Here is a 24,527-nt window from a genome sequence, read left to right as displayed (position 1 = left end):
GCACAGCATCCAGCCGGCCACGATGCCGTAAAAACTGAGGATCAGGCTGGCAATAATCACCCCGTAAATACCGACGCCCGTACCGAGAATGCGTGAGGCTTTGTTGGGGGCGATACCCCGCAGGGCGGTGAGGATGTTCGATTTGGCGTGGCGACCAATGATCAGCTCGGCCATCAGTGCCGGGTAGGCGAGGGCGAAAGCCATCAGGAAGTAGATCACCACAAAGGCGGCACCCCCGTTGCTGGCGGTCTGGGTGGGAAACCCCCAGATGTTCCCCAGGCCAATGGCGGAACCCGCCGCGGCCATAATAAATCCGAATTTGGATGAAAACTGTTCTCTGGATGCCATGCCGAAGCTCTGTGCTAGTTCCTGTCGAAGCTCTGATCGTTCTTATGGGAGCTTTGGAAAGTTCTTGTGGAGAGCGTTCCTGTCCGCTCTTCGAGCTGGGGTGGGAGCACTGGTAAACGGGTATTGTGCGTGCAGAGGGGATATGGGTTCAAGTGTTATTCAAACGCGTGTTTCTGTCCAGCTCTGGGCGAGAGGATGTTTCGATTCTCTCGTCTGGTCGGGACTGGCCAGTCAGCTTTTTGCATTGAAACAGTTGTTTTAATTGGGTCTAATGCGCCGGTTTTATACTGCCAAAATACCATGAACACTCTACACGGTATCAACCGATAGGGTGAAAAATAGCCAATATGAGCTATATATACAGCGGTGGTTATAAAAAAGATAAGCCCTGTTTCAAAGGGATATAAATCATTTTGAGGAGACATTCATGTCTAATCTGCAGAGAAAAGAAAAGCAGTCATCTTTTGCGCGCGCGCTTTTACCAGCTTTTATTGGGGCTGTTGTGAGTGTAGGCGTTCAGGCACAGCCAAGAGGTGCGCTGGAAGAAGTGGTTGTAACAGCCACCAAGCGTGATTCCAATATTCAGGATTTGCCTTTTTCCATTAATGCTCAAACTCAGGAAGATATCCAGCGTTCAGGCGCCAACAGCCTGGAAGATCTGTCTCGTAACGTTGCCGGTCTGACGATCCAGAACCTGGGGCCTGGTCAAAGTCAGGTTGCAATCCGCGGCGTATCTGCCGGTCAGATTGTTCGTGACCAGCCGGGCGTGAAAGAGCAAGTGGGTGTATACCTTGATGAAAGTGTGATCTCGCTGTCGCTGTTTACTCCAGATCTGGATTTGTTTGATCTGAATCGCGTAGAAACCTTGCGCGGTCCTCAGGGGACGCTTTTCGGTTCCGGTTCTATGGGTGGTACCGTTCGTTATATCACCAATCAGCCGACAGTGGATGAGTTTGAAGGTGCCATCGAAGCGAACCTGAATACCGTTACTGATGGTGAAGAAGGTGGACACCTAAAAGGTATGGTTAACATTCCTCTGGTTGACGATACTTTGGCCTTGAGAATGGTGGGCTATACCACAGAGTACGCTGGTTTTATTGATGCTCTCGGTGAAGGTGGCAGTAAGAAAGAAGATGTAAACGGCGGTAACCGTGCGGGTGGACGTGTCGCGTTGGCGTGGACACCTACTGACACTCTGAGCATCACTCCGCGAGTGGTTTATCAAAAGATTGATATGGATGGCTTCAACCGTCAAGAAGTCTACAACATGTTTGCCAACCCCTACACCACCACACGTCCTGCTATTGACCTGGATGAGCGTGAGCAATACCTGCTGTTGGATGAAGGGTTTGAAGACGAAACACTGATCGCGGATGTGGTTGTTGAGTGGAGTCTGGAGCCATTCGACTTAACCTATGTGGGAACTTACACAGATCGTGAAATTGTGGTCAGTCGTGATGCCAGCGCCTTGAGCGGCAGTGTGTCCTACGATTTGGGTTTCCCGGATGCAGCGATTCTGTTGCCTTCCAACCTGAAAGATACAACCACTGTTGAGCAATACACCAACGAATTCCGTATCAGCTCCAACAACGATGGCGCTTTCCAGTGGTTGGGTGGTGTTTTCTACTCAGACACTGATCGCAAGTATGAGCAGCGCTTGCCCACTCCCGGTTACGATGCTTTTGCAGACGCAACTTTGGGGGCTGGTACTTCAGCGGCTGCAGCCAACGGCTTTCCTGCTAACTCACCGTACAACGCTGATTTACCTTACAATCTGACCCAGTTGGCAGTTTTTGGTGAAATCAATTTCGATATTACCGATCGACTGCACATGACTGTGGGCGGTCGCTGGTACGATTATGAAGAAGAGCGTACTTTCAAAAGTGGCGGTATCTTTTCCAACAGTGATGCTTTGCAGGAAGATAAGACAGCTTCAGACGGTTTCACTTCTCGCATCATGGCGAGTTATGACCTGAGTGAAGAGGTGGTTTTGAACGCACAGGCTTCTCAGGGTTTCCGCCTCGGTGGTGTAAACGATCCGCTAAACGCCAGTCTGTGTAGCGGTAACGACTTGGCAACCTTTGGTGGTTTCCAGGCGTATGACGATGAAACCATGTGGAACTATGAATTTGGTTTCAAGGGTAACTGGGGTGCATTCACCATGAATGCCGCAGCCTTCTACGCCGATATTGAGGATCTGCAAGTCACTCTGGATGCCGGCACGTGTTCCTCGCGTATTTCTTTCAACGTTCCAGAAGCGCATTCCATGGGTGTTGAATTTGAAATGGGTCTGCAAGCGACGGACGGTCTGTACTTGTCGTTCTCTGGTAGCATCCTGGAAGCTGAATTTGATTCCACTGTGACCGATTCGAATGGTGATGTTCTGGGCGGTGTGGAAGACGGTAATCGTCTGGCATCAGTACCAGAAGAGCAGTTTGCCTTTGCTGGTACTTATACCTTTGCTGATCCATTGTTTGATGCCACAGAGACCTACATTTCTCTATCCTGGCAGTACACCGGCGATCGATACACTCAGCCTGGCGATCAGGTTCCTGGTGCGGGCGACTTTGTTTCCGGGATAGCATTTGGTGGCGCTACGGGTAATGAAGTGACCAGTCTCGATCTGCAGTTACCGTCTTATCAAACGTTCAATCTGAATGCCGGTGTGATCTACGAAAGCTGGGAGGCTCTGGTTTACGTGAATAACATCACGGATGAAAATGCAGACCTGTCCTTCGATCGTGAGCGTGGTGGCCGTGCGCGTTTAGCGTATAACACCAATCAGCCGAGAACTCTCGGGGTAACTTTGCGCAAGTCGTTCTAATTACGGCGACTTGAGTTAAGTTTAAAAGGGCCTTTCGGGCCCTTTTTTTGGTTGGGAAGTATTTATGTGTGAGAGAGAAAAATAGGAGAGTCTGTGACTTTAATCGAATGGCTCACCCTGGCTGGCTTGTGTTTCCTCGGTGCCGCCAGCCCGGGCCCGAGTTTGGCAGTAATGATCGAGCAAACCATGAAGGGCGGTCGCAGTCAGGGGGCGATTGCTGCGGTGGCTCATGGTGTGGGGGTGGGGGCTTACGCCTTGCTGGCCGCGCTGGGTTTGGCGGTGGTGGTGCAGCAGACGCCGTGGTTGTTTGATGGTCTGCGCTGGTTGGGCGCGGCGTTCCTGTTGTTCTTGGCTTATCAGTCTTTTCGTTCGCCGATGGCGTTCGGTGAGGCCGAAGGCGAGCATACGGTGTCATCCCGCCAGGGCGTGGTGACCGGGTTTCTGACGGCGTTTCTGAATCCCAAACTGGCGATTTTCTTTCTTGCGGTTTACACCCAGTTTGTGACGCTGGAAACACCTCTGCTCCAAAAGCTGGGCATGGCCGGAGTGTCAGCCTCGGTGGATGCGCTTTGGTATCTGGTGGTGGTGGTGATGGTGTCTCACCCGAAGGTGATGGCGAAGCTCAGAAACAATGCGGAGGCTCTGCAGCGGGTTTTCGGATTGCTGCTGGTGTTGGTCGCGGTAAGGGTGCTTCTGCAATAGAGTCAGCGTCGTCAAGTGCGGAGCGAAAAAGGTCGATTGCAGAACGAAAAAACCAGTCGCGTGGACTGGCTTTTAATGGATCAGGCGGGCTTTTGAAACAGGCGTTGTTTCTCTCTTGCCCAGTCCCGCTGCTTTTCGGTCTCGCGCTTGTCATGCATCTTCTTACCTTTCGCCAGCGCGATTTCGCATTTCACCAGATGGTTTTTCCAGTAGAGCGCGGTGGCGACACAGGTGTAGTCTTTCTGCTCGACGGCCTGCTGCAATCTGGCAATTTCTTTGCGCTTGAGCAGCAGTTTGCGTTGGCGAGTCGGTTCAACCACAAAGTGGGTTGAGACGGTGTTCAGCGGAGAAATCTGGACGTTAAGCAGCCAGGCCTCGCCGTTCTTGAAGAACACGTGACTGTCGACAATTTGCACTTTGCCTTCCCGCAAACTCTTCACTTCCCAACCTTTCAGGGAGACACCCGCCTCGTACTTATCCGATAAATGGAAGTCGAAGCGTGCTTTTTTGTTGAGCGCGATTGTGTTGCCGGAGGGCTTTTTGGATTTCTTCTTGGCCATGGCGGCGGATTATATCGATTCGCCGCTCGACTGGATACCGATTTATGAGCCCGTTTAGCGTGGGAATCCTGGAATAGGGTGTCTTAAGAGAGCCCTAGATCAGGCTCATTTCAAAAAACTTGTTCAGCACGGTGTTGATAAAGACGAACAGCAGAATGAGCGGGATAAACGTGCTCAGGGCAAAATTGCTGTAGCGTTCCAGCAGAGAGCCTTTAAAGTCCGGTGCGCCGTGTTCCAGCTCTTCATTGAGGCCGGCTTTTTTCCAGCGATAGGTCACCAGCAGGCAGATCATAAAGCCGTTCAGCGGCAGGATGGTGTCGTAGAAGACATCGTAAACCAGATCGAAGAAGGAGCGTCCGCCACCGCCATAGGAGATAAAGTGGGTAAGAAAGTCCACGATGCCGAAGGAGACGGTACAGGCCAGTGCGACTAATACCATGGTCAGTCCCACACCGGCCAGCGCTTGATTGCGGGTAGAGCCTTTCTGATCCATAACGCCGGAGACGGGTACTTCAATAATGGACACCAGAGAGGTCAGTGCAGCGAAGAACACCAGCAAGAAGAAGACGGCAGCTACCAGACTGGCTCCCCAATAGCCTACCGAGGCTTGCATGGCGAGGAAGATTTTCGGCAGGAAGGTAAAGATCAGGGAGACGGAAGAGTCGGAGAGGTCGGCGGGGTTGGTGTCCGGGTTGAAGGAGAAGATAGCGGGTAGCACCAGCAGGCCGGCGGTAAAAGCGACGCCGGTATCGGCCAGTGCGACCATCTTGGCGGATCCGGGAATGCTGTTTTGGCGATCCATGTAGGAGCCGTAAGTGATCATAATCCCCATGCCCAGTGACAGTGAGAAAAAGGCCTGGGCCATGGCGCCATTGATGACCTGGGCGTTGATCTTGCTGATGTCCGGAATCAGGTAGTACTTGACCCCGAGCATGGCGTTGTCTCGGGTCAGGACAAAGGCGACCAGGCCCAACAGCATCACAAACAGGGCGGGCATCATGATCTTGGCGCCGCGCTCGATACCTTCTTTTACCCCGAAATGCAGAATGGTGCCGACGAGGCCGGCAATGATGGCCAGGTACACAAAGACCAGCGGGCTGTCGATAAAGTCACCAAAATAATCGGGATTGGTGAGTGCCGACAGGTCGCCGCTGACGATAGCAACCAGGTAACCCAGTACCCACAGGGTAATGACCGCGTAAAAGACCGCGATCATGTAAGGCGTTATCAATGCCAGCCAGCCACCAATGGACCACAGAGATCTGCCCTGGGAGAAATGTTGATAGGCGCCCAGCGGGTTCTTGCGGCTGCTTCGGCCTGCGCCCAGCTCTGCCATCATCACTGGCAGGCAAATTAAACCCACAAAGACGGCGTAGAGGAGCAAAAAGGCGGCGCCGCCGTTTTTGGCGGCATTGACAGGAAAACCCACCAGGTTGCCAATACCGACAGCAGAACCTGCTGCAGCCAAAATAAACCCAAGGCGTGAGCCAAACTGTTCCCGTGATGTTGCCATGCTGATCTCTTTGTTGTCGTGTTGCTTATTGGTGAGGCATGTTCAGTGCAGGCCCGGTGTGTTGACTCATCATCTGGAGTCGTTTTGCGTTATCCAGAGTGAGTTTCAGTTATAAGGTCTGCTACTGTCGGTTTTAAAGCCTGCTACTGAATAGTATGGTTGGATATTAGCAACTTTGGCGGCCAGTGTTCCAGTATTGCAGCCTCGGGGGCTGCGAGAGTTGAGCTTCTTGGCAAGTGTACGGTGAGTCTCTACAATCGGCCGCCAATGATGCTGACCTTGCAAGACGCAGACGGAGCCCCAGTGACTGAAATACATCGCAGCGCCCTCGTGGCCTATTCTGACCAGAAGATGTTCGATTTGGTCAATGATATCGAAGCTTATCCGCACTATATGGATGGCTGTGTTGGGGCCGAGGTGCTGGAGCGTAGTGAGACGGAAATTACTGCGCGACTGGATCTAAGCAAGATGGGTATGCGCTACAGCTTTACCACTCGCAACCATCTGATCGCACCGCAATCCATGGATATGCGATTGGTGGAAGGTCCGTTTCGGCAGTTGAAAGGTGTGTGGAGCTTTCGGGCACTGGCGGAAAACGCCTGTAAGGTGTCGTTGGATCTGGAATTTGAATTTGCCAATGGTCTGGTGGCCAGAGCCGCAGGCAAGTGGTTTGAGTCGGTGGCCAATGAGCTGGTCGATGGTCTTTGCCGTCGCGCTCAGCAGGTTTATGGTTAGCAGGCTGACCGGTTAACGCAATGCCGGATGGGGATTGATATGTCTGATATAGAAATGATTACGGTTGAAGTGGCTTACGCCGAGCCGAAAAAACAAAAGATTGTCGAGTTGCTGGTGCAGCCGGGAACAACAGCCTTGCAGGCAGCGAAGCGCTCTGGCCTGGAAAAAGAGTTTCCGGGCATCGACTACGAAACGGCCAAGATGGGCATCTTTGGGCAAGCTTTGGGGACAAAAGGTCTGAAAAAGGCGAACGAGCACGAATTGCATCCGGGAGACCGGGTGGAAATTTATCGGCCGTTGACCTCGGATCCGAAAGAGGTTCGCCGCAAGCGCGCTGCAAAAGCCAAACAGGCTGCAGAAAAAGAAGGCTAGCCTGCCTACAAGATGAGCCTGTTTTAAAAGATAAGCGCGTCGTTAACAGAGGGGCCGTCGCAAGCGGCTAACCTGTTGAGGCAGCCGCTTATGCATCAGCGGATGTTAAGTCAGATGCTTAGTTGCTTATAAGAGCTAGCTAGAAAGAAGCCGTTACTCGCTGGCTTCTGTCGAGGTGTCGGTTGTCTCTGAGGTTGCTGCATTTGAAGTGGCAGCAGAGGGAGAGTAATCGCCACTGAAGTAAGACAGTGAGTCGCCTTCAAAATAGATGCTCACGCGCTCTTTAACCAGCTCTCCCTTGCCCGGAGCCATACTGTAATAATAGTCCCAGCGGTTAGGGTTGAAGGTATCTTCGATCAGCGGTGTGCCCATAACATAACGAACCTGACGTTTGGTCATGCCTGGCTTCAGCTGGTCAATCATCTCCTGGGTCACAATGTTGCCCTGCTGGATGTCAATTTTGTACACGCCTGGGAACTGAAAGTACTGGCAGCCGGCCAGTAAGAGCAGTGAAGTGGCGAGAAAGAGGCGTCGTACGTGTTTTTGCATAGCAGGGGTTCCACAAGGTAGAGTGAACGGGGATAATACCTGATCATTGGCGACGCTGAGAAGACTTCCGGCAGTATTTTCCGGAAACACTTGGCTTAACATTCAGATTTTGACATAGAACATTCGAATTAGAGGCAATCATGGCGGATCAAAACCAGGAACTGCGTAAAGCAGGTTTAAAAGTAACTTTACCTCGTGTCAAAATTTTGCAGATGCTTGAGGCCTCGGATCAACGTCACCTGAGCGCGGAAGACGTTTACAAGCAATTGATGGAAGCGGATGAAGATGTAGGGCTGGCAACGGTTTATCGCGTTTTGACCCAGTTTGAAACCGCGGGACTGGTGGAACGCCACAACTTTGATGGCGGGCATTCAGTTTTTGAACTGGACCGTGGCGACCATCATGACCACATGGTTTGTGTGGAAACTGGCAAGGTCATCGAGTTTCACAACGATGAGATTGAAAAGCTGCAGGTGGCGATTGCTGAGAAGCATGGTTATGACATTACCGGTCATAGCCTGGTGCTTTACGTTAAGCCCAAGGCCTGATCAATACAGCAAGCCCGAGACAGATGCTCGGGCTTGTAAAAGCCTGTTCTGCGCGGATTTGATATTTTAATAACAACAAACGTACGGCTAGATCCCTACGTATCAAAGAGGTACCCCTCCTTATGAGCGACGCTCAAACCCCCAAAAAATTTAATCTCAACATGGTTCAGGTGCTGGATCTCGGTTGTGGCATCATGCATCAGGCGTTTGTTAAACAGCCTGCGGATAAAGCCAAGGCGCTGTTAAAAGATCTGAAGCATGGCAAGCGAATCCCTTTGGGTGCCTTGACGCTGACCAATAAAAACGCCGAAGGAGAGGTGCAAGATTCTCTGGAAGTGCCCATGTCACTGGAGCTGGATTACTCCGAGTTCAAAGGTGGCGGATTTGGGTTTCCGGTGTTTGAAGCGGTTTTGAAAGCGATGCTGAATCAAATCGGTCAAACCATCAAGGCCAAGAAAGATCTGAATATCCTCACCAATCAGGCAACCGGCGGTACGCTGGTGCACCAGCCGGGTGTGGTAAAGATTGATGAGCAGTATAATGTGCTGGTTGTCTGTATTGAGCCGGGCAAGAAGGAAGACATCATTTTTAAATTGATGTTTGTCGATCCGGATCAGTATGAGCAGTTGCGCGGTGAGCCTAAAGACTCTCCAGCGGATTCCTCTGCCGAGGCTTGATCTTCTAAAGAGGTTTGGTCTGTTATGGCAGTCTTAATCTGCCATTTCCAACATTTCTCGCGCGTGGGCGATGGTTTGTTTCGTCATCTGAGCCCCGCCCATCATGCGCGCAATCTCCATAATCTTGTCATCCCCATTGAGCTGAATCAGTGCCGTCTGAGCTGATGTCTTGTCGGTTTCCTTGTGCACCTGCAGATGCTGATGTCCTTTGCTGGCAACCTGCGGCAAGTGGGTGACGCACAGTACCTGTCCCTGATGGCCCAGCTGACGTAATAGATCACCTACCACGTCAGCGGTGGCGCCGCCGATGCCCACATCCACTTCGTCAAACACCAGGGTGGGGGTGGTGGAGCTGCGTGCGGTCACCACCTGAATGGCCAGGCTGACGCGAGACAGCTCGCCGCCGGACGCCACTTTAGCCAGTGCTTTGGGGCTTTGGCCGGGGTTGGTGCTGATTAAGAACTCGATGTCATCCAGTCCGTGTGGGCTGGCGTGCTCAGGGCTGCTGTGCAGCTGGATGGCCAGTTGCGCGTTCTGCATAGCGAGTGCGTGCAGTTGTTCATTGATGGCTTTTTGCAGTTGTTTGGCGGCCTTGTGGCGCTGGTTGGACAGCTTTTCGGCGCAAGCCATATAAGCGGACTGGCAGGCTGTAGCTTGGGCCTCCAGTTCATCCAGTTGGCCCTCGCTGCCGTCCAGTTGTTCCAGTTCATTGGCCAGATCCTGATGCAGTGTTTGTAGCTCCGAGGGAGAGATTCGGTGTTTGCGGGCGATGTCGTAACAGCTGGACAGGCGCTCCTCGATAAACGTCAGTCGCTCGGGGTCCATCTCGAAGCTGTCGATGTGGTGGTTAATTTCACTCTGAGCTTCCTGAATCTGGATTTGGGCGCTGAGCAGCAGCTCTTCGGCGCTACACAATGCCTGGGGTTTGTCGTTCAGGTCCTGCAGCAGGTGCAGGGCTTTGCCCAGCGTGGTGAGCAGTCCACCTTCCTCGTCGTCACAGATCTGTGCGGCCAGTTGGCTGTTTTGCAGCAGGGTGTCGGCGCTGGCCAATTGCCGCTGTTCGGCCTCCATGGCCTCCAGTTCGTTGTCTTCCAGTGCCAAAGCGTCCAGTTCCTGAACCTGATAGCGCAGAAGTTGGGTGCGGGCAGTGATTTCTTCGGCGTTGTCCCGCCACTCTTCAAAGTGTTTTTGGGCTTCCTGCCAATCGCGGTAGAGGGTTTTGCACTGTCGTGCCAACGACTGGTGGTTGGCGTAGTCGTCCAGCAGGCGGCGGTGAGTGTCTTTTTTCAGGAGTGACTGGTGAGCGTGCTGGCTGTGAATATCGATCAGCATCTCGCCCAGTTCTTTGAGTTGCCCCAGCGGTACCGGCTGGCCGTTGATGTAACCTCTGGAGCGTCCTTCACGGGTCACTACCCGGCGCAGCAGGCAATCGCTGTCGCTGTCCAGATCGTGGTCGTCCAGCCACTGGCGGGCGCGGGGGATGTCCGAAACGTCAAAGGTGGCGCAAATGTCGGCGCGTTGCCGGCCGTGTCTGACCCGATCCGGATCGGCCCGATCGCCCAGCGTCAGTCCCAGGGCATCCAGCAGGATGGATTTGCCGGCACCGGTTTCGCCGGTGATGGCGGTCATGCCGCGGTTGAGTTCGAGCTCAAGGGCATCCACCAGGGTGAAGTTCTGAACGCTGAGGTGGGTCAGCATGGTATTACTCCTGACGCAAAGACGGTTGTGGGTGGGAATTTATCATTTAACCATGTTTATTTGTACAGTAGTTTTACGGTGCAGGCAAATCCCTTGTGCGCTACTCCCTATGAAACTTGCGCTCTACTCCCTCTGAAAGATGTCGGATGTGCCCGAAAGATGTTTGGGAGCCCTTGAAAGATATCCGGGCGGCCCCATATTGGCAGCAGGTCTTATGAATAACCCTATGAATCATCTTGGTATACGGAGTTCAGTGTGTCAGACGAACAGCAGACATCCCCCGAAGTGGAAGAGGTAGCCGCTGAGGCTGCCGAGAAGAAAGCAGCCGAACAGGCCGAAGCCGGTAATGAGTCCGGTGCTGGCGAAGCGCCTACAGTAGACGCGGTTCAGGCCGAAATCGAGAGCCTCAATCAGCAGCTGATTGAGGCCAAAGAGCAGGAGTTGCGTGCACAGGCGGAAGCCCAGAATGCACGTCGCCGCGCCGAGCAGGATGTGGAAAAAGCCCACAAATTCGGTCAGGAAAAGCTGGTCAGTGACTTGCTGCCGGTGATCGATAACCTGGAGCGGGCGCTGGACGCAATGAATGTCGACGATGAGTCGCTGAAGCCAGTGGTTGAAGGCATTGAGCTGACGCTGAAGTCTTTTCAGGACACCCTGACCAAGCACAAGATCGAAGCGCTGAACCCGGTGGGCGAGCCTTTCGACCCGCAGCTGCATCAGGCCATGACCATGGTAGAAAGCCCGGACGCTGAGCCGAACACCGTGATCAATGTGTTCCAGAAGGGTTATACCCTGCACGGTCGTCTGGTTCGTCCGGCAATGGTCGTGGTTGCCAAGTAAGAGTTCTTGTTTGAGAAAGCAGAGTTCTTGTTTAAAAAACAGGTATTTCTGCTTGCGCGGGTGTTGGAGCGATGAAAAAAACTCACGCTCAGGGTTGAAAAACAGACAGTCGCGCCAATATAGAAACCAACAGTTTGAGAAACAGCCAGTCGAGACTGGTTGAGAAATGTTTTAACAAGCCCTGCACGGTGTTGCAGGCTCGAATTTTCGGAGATTATCGAAATGGGTAAAATCATTGGTATCGACCTGGGTACAACCAACTCATGTGTATCTGTACTTGAGGGTGGCAAAGCCAAGGTTATTGAGAACGCTGAAGGCGATCGTACAACCCCTTCCATTGTTGCCTTTACTGACGACAGTGAAATTCTGGTCGGTCAGAGCGCCAAGCGTCAGTCTGTGACTAACCCGAGCAATACTTTGTTCGCGGTTAAGCGTCTGATTGGTCGTAAGTACAAAGACGACGTTGTACAGAAAGACATCTCCATGGTGCCTTACAAAATTGTTGAGGCTGACAACGGTGATGCCTGGGTAGAAATCAAGGGCGATAAAAAAGCGCCGCCACAGATTTCTGCCGAAGTCCTGAAGAAAATGAAGAAAACCGCTGAAGATTATCTGGGCGAGACGGTGACCGAGGCGGTCATTACCGTGCCGGCTTACTTCAACGATTCTCAGCGTCAGGCGACCAAAGATGCCGGTAAGATTGCCGGTCTGGACGTTAAGCGTATTATTAACGAGCCAACCGCTGCGGCACTGGCTTACGGCATGGACAAAGCACAGGGCGATCGCACCATTGCGGTTTACGACCTGGGTGGTGGTACGTTCGATATTTCCATCATTGAAATTGCTGATGTGGATGGTGAGCATCAGTTTGAAGTGCTGGCCACCAACGGTGACACCTTCCTGGGTGGTGAAGACTTCGACTTGCGCCTGATTGAATATTTGGCGGCCGAGTTCAAGAAAGAAAACAGCATCGATCTGCACAACGATCCGCTGGCCCTGCAGCGTTTGAAAGAAGCTGCTGAGAAAGCGAAGATTGAGCTGTCTTCTTCACAGCAGACCGAAGTGAACCTGCCGTACATTACGGCTGATGCGACCGGTCCAAAGCACTTGGTCGTTAAGCTGACTCGCTCCAAGCTGGAATCTCTGGTTGAAGAGCTGGTGACTCGTTCTCTGGCACCGTTGAAAATGGCTCTGGCCGATGCCGATCTGTCAGTCAGTGAAATCGATGACGTGATTCTGGTGGGTGGTCAAACCCGCATGCCAATGGTTCAGGCCAAAGTGGCTGAGTTCTTCGGCAAAGACGCGCGTAAAGATGTTAACCCTGATGAAGCGGTTGCCATGGGTGCTGCCATTCAAGGTGCGGTTCTGGCCGGTGACGTGAAAGATGTATTGCTGCTGGATGTAAGTCCTCTGACTCTGGGTATTGAAACCATGGGTGGCGTGGCAACTCCTCTGATTGAGAAGAACACCACCATCCCAACCAAGAAGTCTCAGGTGTTCTCAACTGCTGAAGACAATCAGACTGCTGTGACCATTCACGTGGTACAGGGTGAGCGTAAGCAAGCGTCTCAGAACAAATCTCTGGGCCGTTTCGATCTGGCCGACATCCCGCCTGCACAGCGCGGCATGCCTCAGATTGAAGTGACTTTCGACATCGATGCGAACGGTATCTTGAACGTGAGCGCGAAAGACAAAGCCACTGGCAAAGAGCAGTCCATCGTCATTAAGGCCTCTTCCGGTCTGAGCGATGATGAGATCGATCAAATGGTACAGGATGCCGAAGCCAACGCCGAAGCGGACAAGAAGTTCGAAGAGCTGGTAACCGCTCGCAATACTCTGGATGGACTGATTGGTGCTACCAAGAAGACTCTGGAAGAAGCTGGTGACAAGGCGACTGACGAAGAGAAGTCTGCCATTGAAGAGGCTCTGGCCGAAGCGGAAACTGCTGTTAAAGGCGACGACAAAGAAGCGATGGATGCTGCAACGACCAAGTTGACCGAAGCTTCCAGCTCTCTGGCTCAGAAACTCTACGCTGAGCAAGCCGCTCAGGCGGGTGCTGCTGAAGGTGCCGACGCTGGTGCCGATAACGCAGCAGATGCTGATGACGGTGTTGTGGACGCCGAGTTTGAAGAAGTGAAAGACGATAAGTAAGTTCAGCGCTTGGCGATAAACTGCTTAAGTTATTAGCTTTTGACGATAGCGCGGGCATGTCCCGCGCTTTCTGTCTTTAGAAAACAAGGTCTAGAGATACCGTTTAGATCGTAAAGTTTAAGAGAAACACAGCAACAGCGCTTACAGGCTGAGAAATATGTCCAAACGAGATTACTACGAAGTCCTTGGGGTCGATCGCGATGTGACCAAAGGCGACCTGAAGAAAGCCTATCGCCGTGTGGCGATGAAGTTCCACCCGGACCGCAATCCGGATGACAGCGAAGCAGAGGCTAAATTTAAAGAAGCCAGTGAAGCTTACGAAGTGTTGTCCAATGCTGAAAAACGCAGTGCCTACGACCAGTTTGGTCATGCCGGTGTTGATCAGCAGGGTGGTTTTGGCGGCGGCGGTGGCTTCAGTGGCGGCGGCAGCTTCAGTGACATCTTCGGTGATGTGTTTGGGGATATTTTTGGTGGCGGAGGCGGCGGCCGTGGTCGCGGTGGTCCGGCGCGTGGTTCCGATTTGCGTTATACCCTGGATCTGGACCTGGAGGATGCCGTTCGTGGTACCTCGGTCAAGATTCGTGTACCAACGTTAGTGGGGTGTAATACCTGTGATGGTTCCGGTGCGAAAGCGGGCACCAAACCGGTGACGTGTACCACTTGTGGTGGCATGGGTCAGGTGCGTATGCAGCAGGGTTTTTTCTCTGTGCAGCAGACCTGTCCGAACTGCCGCGGTAAAGGCTCAATCATTTCTGATCCCTGTGGCGATTGTCACGGTCAGGGTCGCGTAGAAGAAACCAAAACCCTGTCGGTAAAAGTGCCGCCGGGTGTCGATACCGGTGACCGCATTCGCTTGTCCGGAGAGGGTGAAGCCGGCATGGATGGCGGCCCAGCGGGTGACCTGTATGTGCAGGTGTCGGTGAAAGATCATGAGATCTTCGAGCGCGATGGCAAAAATCTGTACTGCGAAGTGCCTATCAGTTTTGTGGATGCCGCACTGGGTGGCGAGCTGGACGTGCCCACCCTGGATGGTCGCGTTAAGCTGAAAGTGCCGCAGGAAACTCAGACCGGTAAATTATTCCGTCTGCGTGGCAAGGGTGTGACTCCGGTTCGCGGTGGCAGTGCCGGCGATCTGATGTGCCGCGTGATTGTTGAGACTCCGGTGAGTCTGAGCAACAAGCAGAAAGATTTGTTGAAAGAGTTTAAGGCGTCGATGAAGGGCGATAAAAACTCCCCCAAGCAGGACAGTTGGTTTGAGGGAATGAAAAACTTTTTTGGCGACATGAAAATCTAAAGGCTGACGGGGCTCTCGGTGTTATGACGGGACCCACAGCCTTTTAAGGAAACCGTTATGGTAAGAATTGCAGTGACTGGCGCCGCCGGGCGCATGGGTAAAACCCTGATTGAAGCCGTGGCGTTGGCCGAAGGTGTCGAGCTGACGGCAGCGCTGGAGCGCCCTGACAGCTCCCTGGTGGGGGCGGATGCCGGCGAACTGGCCGGACTGGGTAAAAACGGCGTCGCTATTGCCGGTGACATTAATGCCGTCATCGACGATTTTGATGTGCTGATTGATTTTACGGCGCCAGTGGCAACCCTCGCCAATGCAGCCGCCTGTGCCGCAGCGGGCAAGAAAATCGTCATCGGTACCACCGGCTTTACGCCAGAAGAGGAGACGCAGCTGCTGGCCAATCAGGCTCAGACGGCGCTGTGCAAGGCGGCCAATTTCAGTACCGGTGTGAATGTCACCCTGAAACTGTTAAAGCAGGCGGCGGAAATCCTCGGTGACGATTACGACATCGAAATCTACGAAGCGCATCATCGTCATAAGGTGGATGCCCCTTCCGGTACCGCTCTGGCTATGGGCGAAGCGGTAGCTGAAGGTGTCGATCGCAATCTGCGCGAAGTGGCTGTGTACGGTCGTGAAGGTCAGACTGGCGCTCGCAAGCGTGAAACCATTGGCTTTGCCACCGTCCGCGGTGGTGATGTGGTGGGCGACCATACTGTGATGTTCCTGGCGGATGGCGAGCGAGTGGAAATTACCCACAAGGCGTCCAGTCGTATGTCTTTTGCCCGCGGCGCGGTGCGGGCGGCAGGATGGCTGAATGAGCAGAAAACAGGCCTCTATTCCATGCAGGATGTGCTGGGGCTGTAAATAAGTTATAGCTTAGCCTGCTCTTTACGCGGTTCTCAAAACCCCTGTCGATGGTGTCGGCAGGGGTTTTTTAGTCTCTGGGCGGTAAGTGAGTGGTCACGTCATTCCCCGCTTGGCTATGAGCCGGTTTTATCTGATTTGGCGGCTAAAGATTTTTGGCGATTGCGCGATAACCTCTAATGAAATGGAAAAATAAAATTGTGAAGCAGAGCACGGTTCTCTCGTGCTAATCCTATCACTGAACATTAAGTTGGAATGATTATGCGTAGTTTGTCCTTGAAGTGGAAAGTTCTGCTGGGTGTTACCGTCACCAGCATCATCGCCGTGGTTGTCTCAAGCGTGGTCTCCGTCAACAGTGAGGTTGGTCGCGTTAAACAAGCCATTGAGAAAGATACTCTGACTCTGGCCCGGATTGTGGGCAGCAGTGCGGCAGGAGCCATGGCGTTTGGCGATACTGCTTCAGCGGGCAGCACCCTGTTGGCGCTGTCCAACAGTGCCAGGGTCGAGTCGGCCGTAATCTATGGTGAAAACGGTACGCCTTTTGTCTGGTACGTAAAAGGTCAGAAGAAGACCTCCGGTGATATGCCTGCAGGCTTGCCTGGGCGGGCCGGTAGCCAAAGTGTGTCGGTGGATGAGGGCAGCCTGGAGTTGTTTGAGCCCATTATGGCTGACGGTGTGAGATCCGGAACCATTTATATGGATGTGCACCTCGACGAGCTGGATGAGGCTGTCAGTACGGCGATCTGGAGTTCGGTGGCGACGGTGCTGGTGATCAGTGCTCTGGCTGCGGCGATTTCGTATCTGATTCAGGCCAGTATCGTGACGCCGATCAATGCGGTGGTCGGGGCGTTGCGTGACATTGCTGAAGGTGAGGGCGATCTGACCCGCCGTCTGCCGGTCAACTCCCAAGATGAAGTGGGCCAGCTGGCGCAGTGGTTTAATACCTTTATTGCCCGGGTGCACAACATTATTTCTGATTTCTCTACCACCGCGACCGAGCTGAACGGCAGCGCCACCCGCTTGTCGGACACCGCAAAAGAGACTGAGCGCGGTGTGGTCAGTCAACAGTCTGAGATTCAGCAGGTTGTGGCTGCGGTGCGTGAAATGGCCGCCGTGGTGGAAGATGTGGCTCATAACGTCACTCAGACCGCCGACAACGCCGAGCAGGCAGATTCCGAGGCCAAAGAGGGCAATCGTGTTGTGACTGCAACCATGGCGCAGATCGAGAGCCTGTCCAAAGACATCAATGCGGCTTCTGCGGTGATCGACAAGCTGCAGCAAGAGAGTGACAACATCGGCTCGGTGCTGGATGTGATTCGCGGTATTGCTGAGCAAACCAATCTGTTGGCACTGAATGCCGCCATTGAGGCCGCCCGCGCCGGTGAGCAGGGGCGTGGTTTTGCGGTGGTTGCTGACGAGGTTCGCACCCTGGCGTCCCGTACCCAGAGCTCCACTCAGGAGATTCAGCAGATGATTGAGCGCCTGCAGAACGGTGCGCTGGAAGCGGTCGAAATGATGGCCAAGGGCACCACTCAGGCCGGTGAGTCTGTGGAGCACGCTGAAGCGGCCAGCCGCTCATTGGATGCCATCACCGAGGGCGTCAGTTCGATTAAAGACAAAACCAACCAAATGGCCAGTGCCTCGGAAGAGCAAAGTGCCGCCACCCGCGAGATGGAGCGCAATATGAACAACATCGCCGATGCGGCGCGTTCAACCTCCGAGGGCTCGGTGGAAATTGCCTCCAGCACGGCTTCTCTGGCGCAAATGGCTGCCAAGATGGAAGGGATTGTTAAGCAGTTCCGCATCTGATCCGCTGAGTCACCATGTCCATGCCGGATGCTACACTTCAGGGGGCATCTGGCATTGGACATAAGCAGGACAAATCGCGTACAATCGCGCCTCAGATCGATCTTGGCCAAGGCCGCATAAGCGAACTAGACTGGTTGTTACATTTTCCACTGCAAAACAGGCTGATTGACAGTCGTGTGAGTAGCTGGGCGGGATGGTAGCAACACTGGTTGATGGTTATGAGATGCAAATAATTCAGAAGCGAGATGAAGCCGAGGGTTTCATCTCGCTTTTTTGCAACTGTCTTATTTGCAGCGGACCGGACAATTCCTACCCCAGACACTGTATGTGGCTTAACGAGCTACCCCATAACGTGCGACAGATATCGCGCGGCAGCGTTGCTCGGGCTAGTGAAAAGCCGCGACCCAGTGAACCGGCCTCTGGTTGCTGACAGTCAGATCGATCGACAGAAATGAATGCACAGCGCGAAAGCGCCACTGCTGTGAATGCCCGCCAGCCCCCATGGCCGGTACGATACAGCCTGAAAATGAAGCCAAAACACATGAGGAGTCTAACTTGACAACTGGTGCCCTTACCCATCAGATGGACAGACCCGCCATCCTGGTACTTGAAGACGGTAGCGTATTCCGCGGCAGCGCCATCGGTGCTGATGGAATCTCCGCCGGAGAGGTGGTGTTTAACACCGCAATGACCGGTTATCAGGAAATATTAACCGACCCCTCCTACGCACAGCAGATCGTCACGCTGACTTACCCGCATATCGGCAACACTGGTACCAACAGCGAAGATGAAGAATGCGATCGCATATGGGCTGCCGGCCTGGTGATTCGTGATCTGCCGTTGATGGCCAGCAACTTCCGCAGCGAACAGTCTCTGGATGAATATCTAAAGCAGCGCAACATTCTCGGCATCGCCGACATCGACACTCGTCGCCTGACCCGTATTCTGCGTGACAAGGGCGCTCAGAAAGGCTGCATCATGGCGGGCACTGTGGATGAAGAGCAGGCGCTGGCAGCAGCCAAAGACTTCGGCGGGCTCAAAGGTCTGGATCTGGCCAAAGAAGTGACCACGCAGGAAAGCTATTCCTGGCAAGAGGGCAGCTGGCAGCTGGGTCAGGGGTTTGTCACTCCGTCTGAGTTCAAATTTAAAGTGGTGGCCTACGACTATGGCGTGAAACGCAATATTCTGCGGATGCTGGTGGATCGCGGGTGTGATCTGACGGTTGTGCCTGCCAAAACCCCGGCCGCTGACGTTCTGGCGATGAATCCGGATGGCATCTTCCTGTCCAATGGTCCCGGTGACCCGGAACCCTGCGATTACGCCATCGACGCCATCAAGACGTTTCTGGAAACCGACATTCCTGTGTTTGGCATTTGTCTGGGGCATCAGCTGCTGGCTCTGGCCTCTGGCGCGAAAACCGTCAAGATGGGCCTCGGTCACCACGGGGGCAACCACCCGGTACAGAACATCGAAGACGGTACTGTGATGATTACCAGCCAGAACCACGGTTTTGCCGCAGACGAAGCGAGCCTGCCTGCTAATCTGAAGGTGACGCACAAGTCACTGTTCGATGGCACCCTGCAGGGGATTCATCGTACCGACAAGCCCGCGTTCAGCTTCCAGGGACACCCGGAAGCCAGTCCAGGCCCACACGATGCCGCACCGTTGTTTGATCACTTTATTGAGTTGATGCAGGAGCGTCGTTAAGACGCCGGCACATAAAAGCGCAAACAACAGGACATTTGTTCGTGGTTCGATGTCAGATGCAGCGCAGACCCGGGTCAACATCACCGCGGTCGCCTCATCCGACATCAGACATCCAACCCGAGAGATAGATAGAGCACAACATGCCAAAAAGAACTGACATACAAAGTATTCTGATCCTGGGTGCGGGGCCGATCGTTATCGGTCAGGCCTGTGAATTCGACTACTCTGGCGCCCAGGCTTGTAAAGCCCTGCGCGAAGAGGGTTACCGGGTGATTCTGGTGAACTCCAACCCGGCCACCATCATGACCGACCCGTCCATGGCGGACGCGACTTACATCGAGCCCATCGAGTGGCGCACGGTAGAAAAAATCATTGAGAAAGAGCGCCCGGATGCGGTATTGCCGACCATGGGTGGCCAGACGGCGCTGAACTGCGCGCTGGCGCTGCACGACAATGGCGTACTGGATAAATACAACGTCGAGTTGATCGGTGCTAACCAGCAAGCCATTCACATGGCGGAAGATCGCCATCTGTTCGACAAGGCCATGAAGCGCATCGGTCTGGAATGTGCTCGTGCCGACATTGTGCACTCCATGGAAGAAGCCCTGGAAGTGCCGAAAAAGTTTGGCTTCCCGGTCATTATTCGTCCGTCCTTCACCATGGGTGGTTCCGGTGGCGGTATCGCTTACAACTGGGAAGAGTTCGAAGAGATCTGTACCCGCGGTCTGGATCTGTCGCCCACCAATGAGCTGCTGATCGACGAATCGCTGCTGGGCTGGAAAGAGTATGAGATGGAGGTGGTTCGCGATAAGAACGACAACTGCATCATCGTCTGCTCCATTGAGAACTTCGACCCGATGGGCGTGCACACCGGCGACTCCATCACCGTGGCCCCTGCCCAGACACTGACCGACAAAGAATTGCAAATCATGCGTAACGCCTCACTGGCGGTACTGCGTGAGATCGGTGTGGAAACCGGTGGTTCCAACGTTCAGTTCGCCATGGATCCGAAAACCGGTCGTCTGGTGGTGATTGAGATGAATCCTCGCGTGAGCCGCTCGTCGGCGCTGGCGTCCAAGGCAACCGGTTTCCCGATTGCCAAGGTGGCGGCCAAGCTGGCAGTGGGTTACACCCTGGACGAATTGCAGAACGATATCACCGGTGGTGCGACTCCGGCTTCTTTTGAGCCGTCTATCGATTACGTTGTCACCAAGATTCCACGCTTCACCTTTGAGAAGTTCGGCGATGCCGATGCGCGCCTGACAACCCAGATGAAGTCTGTGGGTGAAGTAATGGCCATTGGCCGCACCTTCCAGGAATCGGTACAGAAAGCACTGCGCGGTCTGGAAGTGGGTTCCGCTGGCTTCGAGCCGATCGTGGATCTGAACTCCGACGATGCCATGGCTCATATCCGTCGCGACCTTTCGACGCCGGGCGCTGAGCGCATCTGGTACGTGGGCGATGCTTTCCGCGCCGGTATGAGTGTCGACGAAGTCTACGAAATCTCCGCCATTGACCCCTGGTTCCTGGTGCAGATTGAAGACCTGATCAAGTCTGAGCAGGTACTGTCCGCCATGCCGCTGACCGAGATCACCGCAGAGCTGATGTTCCGTATGAAGCGCAAAGGCTTCTCTGACAAACGTCTGGGTGAGTTGTTGAGCGTGAGTGAGAAGACCCTGCGCAGTCACCGCAACAAGCTGGGTATCCACCCGGTGTACAAGCGTGTGGATACCTGTGCGGCAGAGTTCTCCACCTCGACGGCTTACATGTACTCAACCTACGAGGAAGAGTGCGAGTCGGAGCCATCTGATCGTGAAAAGATCATGGTATTGGGTGGTGGTCCGAACCGTATTGGTCAGGGTATCGAATTCGATTACTGCTGTGTGCACGCGGCTCTGGCCTGTCGCGACGACGGTTACGAAACCATTATGGTTAACTGTAACCCCGAAACCGTTTCCACCGATTACGACACTTCCGATCGCCTGTACTTTGAGCCGGTGACTCTGGAAGACGTGCTCGAAATCGTGCGCAAAGAGAAGCCAAAAGGTGTGATCGTGCAGTTCGGTGGTCAGACACCGCTGAAGCTGGCCCGTGCACTGGAAGCCGAAGGCGTGCCGATTATCGGTACCAGCCCGGAAGCCATCGACCGCGCGGAAGACCGCGAGCGCTTCCAGCAGATGCTGATGCGTCTGGATTTGAAGCAGCCGGAGAACGCCATTGTGCGCTCCACCGAAGAAGCGGTGCGTATGGCTGTGCAAGTGGGTTATCCACTGGTTGTCCGTCCATCCTATGTTCTGGGTGGACGCGCGATGGAGATCGTTTACAAAGAGGAAGAGTTGCGCCAGTACATGCGCGAAGCGGTACAGGTATCGGATGATGCCCCTGTGCTTTTGGATCACTTCCTCAATGCCGCTATTGAAGTGGATATTGACGCCGTCTGTGACGGTACTGATGTTGTCATCGGTGCCATCATGCAACACATTGAGCAGTGTGGTGTTCACTCAGGCGATTCGGCCTGTTCTTTGCCTCCGTACTCTCTGCCTGCCAGTGTTCAGGATGAAATGCGTGAGCAAGTGCGCAAGATGGCAGTTGAGCTGGGCGTGATTGGTCTGATGAATGTACAGTTGGCCTATCAGGGCGGTGAGATCTACGTGATCGAGGTTAACCCGCGGGGTTCCCGTACCGTGCCGTTCGTCTCCAAGTGCATCGGCGTGTCGCTGGCGAAAGTGGCGGCCAGAGTGCAGGCGGGCAAGAGCCTGGCCGATCAGGGCTTTACCACCGAAATCGTGCCGAACTACTACAGCGTCAAAGAGGCGGTGTTCCCGTTCAACAAGTTCCCGGCGGTTGACCCGATTCTGGGGCCGGAAATGAAGTCGACCGGTGAGGTGATGGGCGTCGGCGATACCTTTGCCGAAGCTTACGCCAAAGCTCAGCTGGGTGCCGGTGACGAGATCCCGACCACCGGTCGCGTGTTTATCAGTGTGCGCGACTGCGACAAGGATGAATTGCTGCCGGTTGCCAATGATTTGGTGGATCTGGGCTTTGATCTGGTGGCGACCCGCGGTACCGCCAAGTTCCTGGCCGGACACGGTCTCAATGTGGATGTGGTGAACAAGGTCATTGAAGGCCGCCCCCACATTGTGGACATGATCAAAAACGACGAGATCTCCATGGTGTTTAACACCACGGAAGGCAAGCAGGCGATTAAAGACTCTGCTTCCATTCGTCGCAGTGCGGAAAACCACCGCGTTTACTACACCACCACCATTGCCGGTGCGGCAGCGGTGTGTATGGCTCTGCGTTTCGGACAGCAGCAGCAAGTTCGCAGCTTACAAGAGCTGCACGGGAGAATTGCAGGATGAATAAAGTTCCAATGACGGTTGAAGGCGCTAACGCTTTGCGTGAAGAGCTGGATAACCTGAAAAAAGTCGAACGTCCACGCATTGTTCAGGCTATTGCCGAGGCTCGTGAGCACGGTGATCTGAAAGAAAACGCCGAGTATCACGCTGCCCGTGAGCAACAGGGTTTTTGTGAAGGTCGTATTCAGGAGATCGAAGGCAAGTTGGCCAGTGCCCAGGTGATTGATATCTCCCAGTTGCCGAAAGGCGAGAAGGTGATTTTTGGCACTACCGTGGTGATTGTCAACGTGGATACCGATGAGACGGTGACCTATAAAATCGTCGGCGATGATGAGGCCAATGTTAAGATCAACAAGATCTCCATCAATTCGCCCATCGCACGGGGTTTGATTGGTAAAGAGATTGGTGATATCGCCGTCATTCGCACTCCAGGCGGTGAAGTTGAGTACGAAATCGACGAAGTTAAGTACATCTGATTTTGACGTCAGCTGTTCTGCGCTATCAAAAGGGCGAACCTCAGGGTTCGCCCTTTTTTGTTTCTGCCTTCCCGCTACTCGTTTGGTCTTCTCTCTACTAAAGTAGGGTTTAGCAATCCAAAACCCTGGTTTATGATGGTTCGATCAGAAAGATAAGCAAGCTGTCTAAAGCAAACATATTAATAAGTAGTTGAGGGAGTTGTTATGTCAGAGGTACATGTTTACCCCGTGCCGGCCGAAACGGCCAAAACCGCCTGGATTGATCGCGCAAAGTACGACGCCATGTATCGCCAGTCGGTGGAGGATCCGGATACGTTCTGGGCTGAACAGGCCAATGAGTTTCTGACCTGGAGCAAGCCCTTCAGCAAGGTTCAGGAGTTTGATTTCCACAAGGGAACCGCAAGCTGGTTTGGCGATGGTGAATTGAACGTCAGCGTGAACTGCATTGACCGCCATCTGGCGACCCGCGGCGATCAGGTCGCCATCATTTGGGAAGGCGACGACCCCAGCGACGACAAAAACATCACCTACCGTCAGCTGCACGAAGAAGTGTGTAAGCTGGCCAATGTGCTAAAAGACCGCGGCGTTAAAAAGGGCGACCGCGTTTGCATCTACATGCCCATGATTCCGGAAGCCGCTTACGCCATGCTGGCTTGTACCCGTATTGGCGCGGTGCACTCCATCGTTTTCGGCGGTTTCTCCCCTGACGCTCTGCAAGGACGTATTCTGGATTCCGACTGTCAGGTGCTCATCACCGCCGATGAAGGCGTGCGCGGAGGCAAAGCCATTCCTCTGAAAGTGAATGCGGACAAGGCGCTCGATGGGTGCCCGAACGTGCATACCTGTGTGGTGGTCAAGCGCACCGGTGGTTCTGTGGAATGGTCGGAAGGCCGCGATCTGTGGTACGAAGAGGCGGTTGCTCAGGCTTCCGCAGAGTGTGCGCCCGAACCTATGGCGGCGGAAGATCCGCTGTTTATCCTCTACACCTCCGGCTCCACCGGAAAACCCAAAGGGGTGTTGCACACCACGGCCGGTTATTTGTTGCAGTCGGCCATGACACACAAGTACACCTTTGACTACAAAGACGGTGAAATCTACTGGTGTACCGCGGATGTAGGCTGGGTCACCGGTCACAGCTACATCGTTTACGGACCGCTGAACAATGGCGCCATTACCCTGATGTTTGAAGGGGTGCCCACCTACCCAACGGCTTCGCGCTGCTGGGAAATTGTCGATAAGCATCAGGTCAATATTTTCTACACCGCCCCTACGGCCATCCGTGCGTTGATGGGAGCCGGAGATGAGATGGTGACAAACACCAATCGCGAATCCCTGCGCTTGTTGGGCACCGTAGGCGAGCCGATCAATCCGGAAGCCTGGGAGTGGTATCACCGCGTGGTGGGCGAAAGCCGTTGTCCGATTGTGGATACCTGGTGGCAGACCGAAACCGGCGCTCATATGCTGACGCCGTTGCCGGGTGCGACGGATCTGAAGCCGGGCTCGGCAA

Annotated in this window: 19 protein-coding genes and 1 pseudogene; 15 read left to right on the top strand and 5 right to left on the bottom strand. The window is 54.0% G+C overall.

Annotation, left to right across the window (positions count from 1 at the left end):
* Nucleotides 1-348: pseudogene (locus ACTG33_RS08950) on the bottom strand (sodium-dependent transporter); the annotation flags it as partial.
* A gap of 427 nt (nucleotides 349-775) precedes the next feature.
* Here ACTG33_RS08950 and ACTG33_RS08945 point away from each other — a divergent pair.
* Both ACTG33_RS08945 and ACTG33_RS08940 read left to right on the top strand, forming a co-directional pair.
* Nucleotides 776-3,172 carry a TonB-dependent receptor gene (locus tag ACTG33_RS08945; protein WP_439134864.1) on the top strand — a complete coding sequence of 799 codons (2,397 nt, stop codon included), beginning with the start codon at nucleotides 776-778 and terminating at the stop codon, nucleotides 3,170-3,172.
* 93 nt (nucleotides 3,173-3,265) lie between these two features.
* A complete protein-coding gene (locus ACTG33_RS08940) occupies nucleotides 3,266-3,874 on the top strand; it encodes a LysE family translocator (protein WP_439134863.1) in 609 nt (202 codons plus the stop codon).
* A gap of 80 nt (nucleotides 3,875-3,954) precedes the next feature.
* On the opposite strand, the gene smpB is transcribed toward ACTG33_RS08940, so the two are convergent.
* Nucleotides 3,955-4,434, bottom strand: a complete 480-nt coding sequence (gene smpB / locus ACTG33_RS08935; protein ID WP_439134862.1) for an SsrA-binding protein SmpB — start codon at nucleotides 4,432-4,434, stop codon at nucleotides 3,955-3,957.
* A 94-nt stretch (nucleotides 4,435-4,528) separates the two neighbouring features.
* Nucleotides 4,529-5,947 (bottom strand): sodium-dependent transporter, encoded by a 1,419-nt coding sequence (locus tag ACTG33_RS08930; RefSeq protein ID WP_439134861.1) that lies wholly within the window; start codon nucleotides 5,945-5,947, stop codon nucleotides 4,529-4,531.
* Nucleotides 5,948-6,106: 159 nt separating this feature from the next.
* On the opposite strand from ACTG33_RS08930, the gene ACTG33_RS08925 reads away from it, so the two are divergent.
* Entirely contained in the window at nucleotides 6,107-6,682 is a 576-nt protein-coding gene (locus ACTG33_RS08925) for a type II toxin-antitoxin system RatA family toxin (protein WP_439134860.1), read from the top strand.
* Between the two features lie 39 nt (nucleotides 6,683-6,721).
* Nucleotides 6,722-7,054, top strand: a complete 333-nt coding sequence (locus ACTG33_RS08920; protein WP_439134859.1) for an RnfH family protein — start codon at nucleotides 6,722-6,724, stop codon at nucleotides 7,052-7,054.
* A 153-nt stretch (nucleotides 7,055-7,207) separates the two neighbouring features.
* Here ACTG33_RS08920 and ACTG33_RS08915 read toward each other — a convergent pair whose 3' ends face one another.
* Nucleotides 7,208-7,603 (bottom strand): outer membrane protein assembly factor BamE, encoded by a 396-nt coding sequence (locus tag ACTG33_RS08915; protein WP_439134858.1) that lies wholly within the window; start codon nucleotides 7,601-7,603, stop codon nucleotides 7,208-7,210.
* Nucleotides 7,604-7,743: 140 nt separating this feature from the next.
* Between ACTG33_RS08915 and fur the strand changes: the two genes are divergently transcribed.
* Entirely contained in the window at nucleotides 7,744-8,151 is a 408-nt protein-coding gene (gene fur / locus ACTG33_RS08910) for a ferric iron uptake transcriptional regulator (protein WP_439134857.1), read from the top strand.
* 122 nt (nucleotides 8,152-8,273) lie between these two features.
* On the top strand, nucleotides 8,274-8,828 hold the full coding sequence (locus tag ACTG33_RS08905) for a hypothetical protein (protein ID WP_439134856.1): 555 nt from the start codon (nucleotides 8,274-8,276) through the stop codon (nucleotides 8,826-8,828).
* A 33-nt stretch (nucleotides 8,829-8,861) separates the two neighbouring features.
* On the opposite strand, the gene recN is transcribed toward ACTG33_RS08905, so the two are convergent.
* Nucleotides 8,862-10,526, bottom strand: coding sequence for a DNA repair protein RecN (recN, locus tag ACTG33_RS08900; RefSeq protein ID WP_439134855.1), 1,665 nt, complete (start codon nucleotides 10,524-10,526; stop codon nucleotides 8,862-8,864).
* Between the two features lie 255 nt (nucleotides 10,527-10,781).
* Between recN and grpE the strand changes: the two genes are divergently transcribed.
* From grpE to ACTG33_RS08855, 9 genes are all read left to right on the top strand, one after another.
* Nucleotides 10,782-11,366 (top strand): nucleotide exchange factor GrpE, encoded by a 585-nt coding sequence (gene grpE, locus ACTG33_RS08895; RefSeq protein WP_439134854.1) that lies wholly within the window; start codon nucleotides 10,782-10,784, stop codon nucleotides 11,364-11,366.
* Nucleotides 11,367-11,588: 222 nt separating this feature from the next.
* Nucleotides 11,589-13,517 (top strand): molecular chaperone DnaK, encoded by a 1,929-nt coding sequence (gene dnaK / locus ACTG33_RS08890; protein WP_439134853.1) that lies wholly within the window; start codon nucleotides 11,589-11,591, stop codon nucleotides 13,515-13,517.
* Nucleotides 13,518-13,674: 157 nt separating this feature from the next.
* Entirely contained in the window at nucleotides 13,675-14,811 is a 1,137-nt protein-coding gene (gene dnaJ / locus ACTG33_RS08885; RefSeq protein WP_439134852.1) for a molecular chaperone DnaJ, read from the top strand.
* A gap of 57 nt (nucleotides 14,812-14,868) precedes the next feature.
* On the top strand, nucleotides 14,869-15,669 hold the full coding sequence (dapB, locus tag ACTG33_RS08880; protein ID WP_439134851.1) for a 4-hydroxy-tetrahydrodipicolinate reductase: 801 nt from the start codon (nucleotides 14,869-14,871) through the stop codon (nucleotides 15,667-15,669).
* Between the two features lie 261 nt (nucleotides 15,670-15,930).
* Nucleotides 15,931-17,478, top strand: coding sequence for a methyl-accepting chemotaxis protein (locus ACTG33_RS08875; RefSeq protein WP_439134850.1), 1,548 nt, complete (start codon nucleotides 15,931-15,933; stop codon nucleotides 17,476-17,478).
* A 582-nt stretch (nucleotides 17,479-18,060) separates the two neighbouring features.
* Nucleotides 18,061-19,185 carry a glutamine-hydrolyzing carbamoyl-phosphate synthase small subunit gene (carA, locus tag ACTG33_RS08870; RefSeq protein ID WP_439134865.1) on the top strand — a complete coding sequence of 375 codons (1,125 nt, stop codon included), beginning with the start codon at nucleotides 18,061-18,063 and terminating at the stop codon, nucleotides 19,183-19,185.
* Nucleotides 19,186-19,325: 140 nt separating this feature from the next.
* On the top strand, nucleotides 19,326-22,547 hold the full coding sequence (carB, locus tag ACTG33_RS08865; RefSeq protein ID WP_439134849.1) for a carbamoyl-phosphate synthase large subunit: 3,222 nt from the start codon (nucleotides 19,326-19,328) through the stop codon (nucleotides 22,545-22,547).
* Nucleotides 22,544-23,020 carry a transcription elongation factor GreA gene (gene greA / locus ACTG33_RS08860; RefSeq protein WP_439134848.1) on the top strand — a complete coding sequence of 159 codons (477 nt, stop codon included), beginning with the start codon at nucleotides 22,544-22,546 and terminating at the stop codon, nucleotides 23,018-23,020. Before carB ends, greA begins: the two co-directional genes overlap by 4 nt.
* A gap of 204 nt (nucleotides 23,021-23,224) precedes the next feature.
* Nucleotides 23,225-24,527, top strand: a 1,303-nt coding sequence (locus ACTG33_RS08855; RefSeq protein WP_439134847.1) for an acetate--CoA ligase, incomplete at its 3' end; no start/stop codon positions are given.

The sequence above is a fragment of the Pseudomaricurvus sp. genome (assembly GCF_965662505.1).
Taxonomy (GTDB): domain Bacteria; phylum Pseudomonadota; class Gammaproteobacteria; order Pseudomonadales; family Cellvibrionaceae; genus Pseudomaricurvus.
This window is presented reverse-complemented; position numbering and strand designations above follow the sequence as displayed.

What these genes read in the sequence shown, in the direction of transcription:
- recN (WP_439134855.1), bottom strand. Translation starts at nt 10,526, where the DNA reads ATGCTGACCCACCTCAGCGTTCAGAACTTCACCCTGGTGGATGCCCTT.
- carA (WP_439134865.1), top strand. Translation starts at nt 18,061, where the DNA reads ATGGACAGACCCGCCATCCTGGTACTTGAAGACGGTAGCGTATTCCGC.
- ACTG33_RS08905 (WP_439134856.1), top strand. Translation starts at nt 8,274, where the DNA reads ATGAGCGACGCTCAAACCCCCAAAAAATTTAATCTCAACATGGTTCAG.
- ACTG33_RS08945 (WP_439134864.1), top strand. Translation starts at nt 776, where the DNA reads ATGTCTAATCTGCAGAGAAAAGAAAAGCAGTCATCTTTTGCGCGCGCG.
- ACTG33_RS08920 (WP_439134859.1), top strand. Translation starts at nt 6,722, where the DNA reads ATGTCTGATATAGAAATGATTACGGTTGAAGTGGCTTACGCCGAGCCG.
- smpB (WP_439134862.1), bottom strand. Translation starts at nt 4,434, where the DNA reads ATGGCCAAGAAGAAATCCAAAAAGCCCTCCGGCAACACAATCGCGCTC.
- greA (WP_439134848.1), top strand. Translation starts at nt 22,544, where the DNA reads ATGAATAAAGTTCCAATGACGGTTGAAGGCGCTAACGCTTTGCGTGAA.
- carB (WP_439134849.1), top strand. Translation starts at nt 19,326, where the DNA reads ATGCCAAAAAGAACTGACATACAAAGTATTCTGATCCTGGGTGCGGGG.
- dapB (WP_439134851.1), top strand. Translation starts at nt 14,869, where the DNA reads ATGGTAAGAATTGCAGTGACTGGCGCCGCCGGGCGCATGGGTAAAACC.
- ACTG33_RS08915 (WP_439134858.1), bottom strand. Translation starts at nt 7,603, where the DNA reads ATGCAAAAACACGTACGACGCCTCTTTCTCGCCACTTCACTGCTCTTA.
- dnaK (WP_439134853.1), top strand. Translation starts at nt 11,589, where the DNA reads ATGGGTAAAATCATTGGTATCGACCTGGGTACAACCAACTCATGTGTA.
- ACTG33_RS08875 (WP_439134850.1), top strand. Translation starts at nt 15,931, where the DNA reads ATGCGTAGTTTGTCCTTGAAGTGGAAAGTTCTGCTGGGTGTTACCGTC.
- ACTG33_RS08930 (WP_439134861.1), bottom strand. Translation starts at nt 5,947, where the DNA reads ATGGCAACATCACGGGAACAGTTTGGCTCACGCCTTGGGTTTATTTTG.
- dnaJ (WP_439134852.1), top strand. Translation starts at nt 13,675, where the DNA reads ATGTCCAAACGAGATTACTACGAAGTCCTTGGGGTCGATCGCGATGTG.
- fur (WP_439134857.1), top strand. Translation starts at nt 7,744, where the DNA reads ATGGCGGATCAAAACCAGGAACTGCGTAAAGCAGGTTTAAAAGTAACT.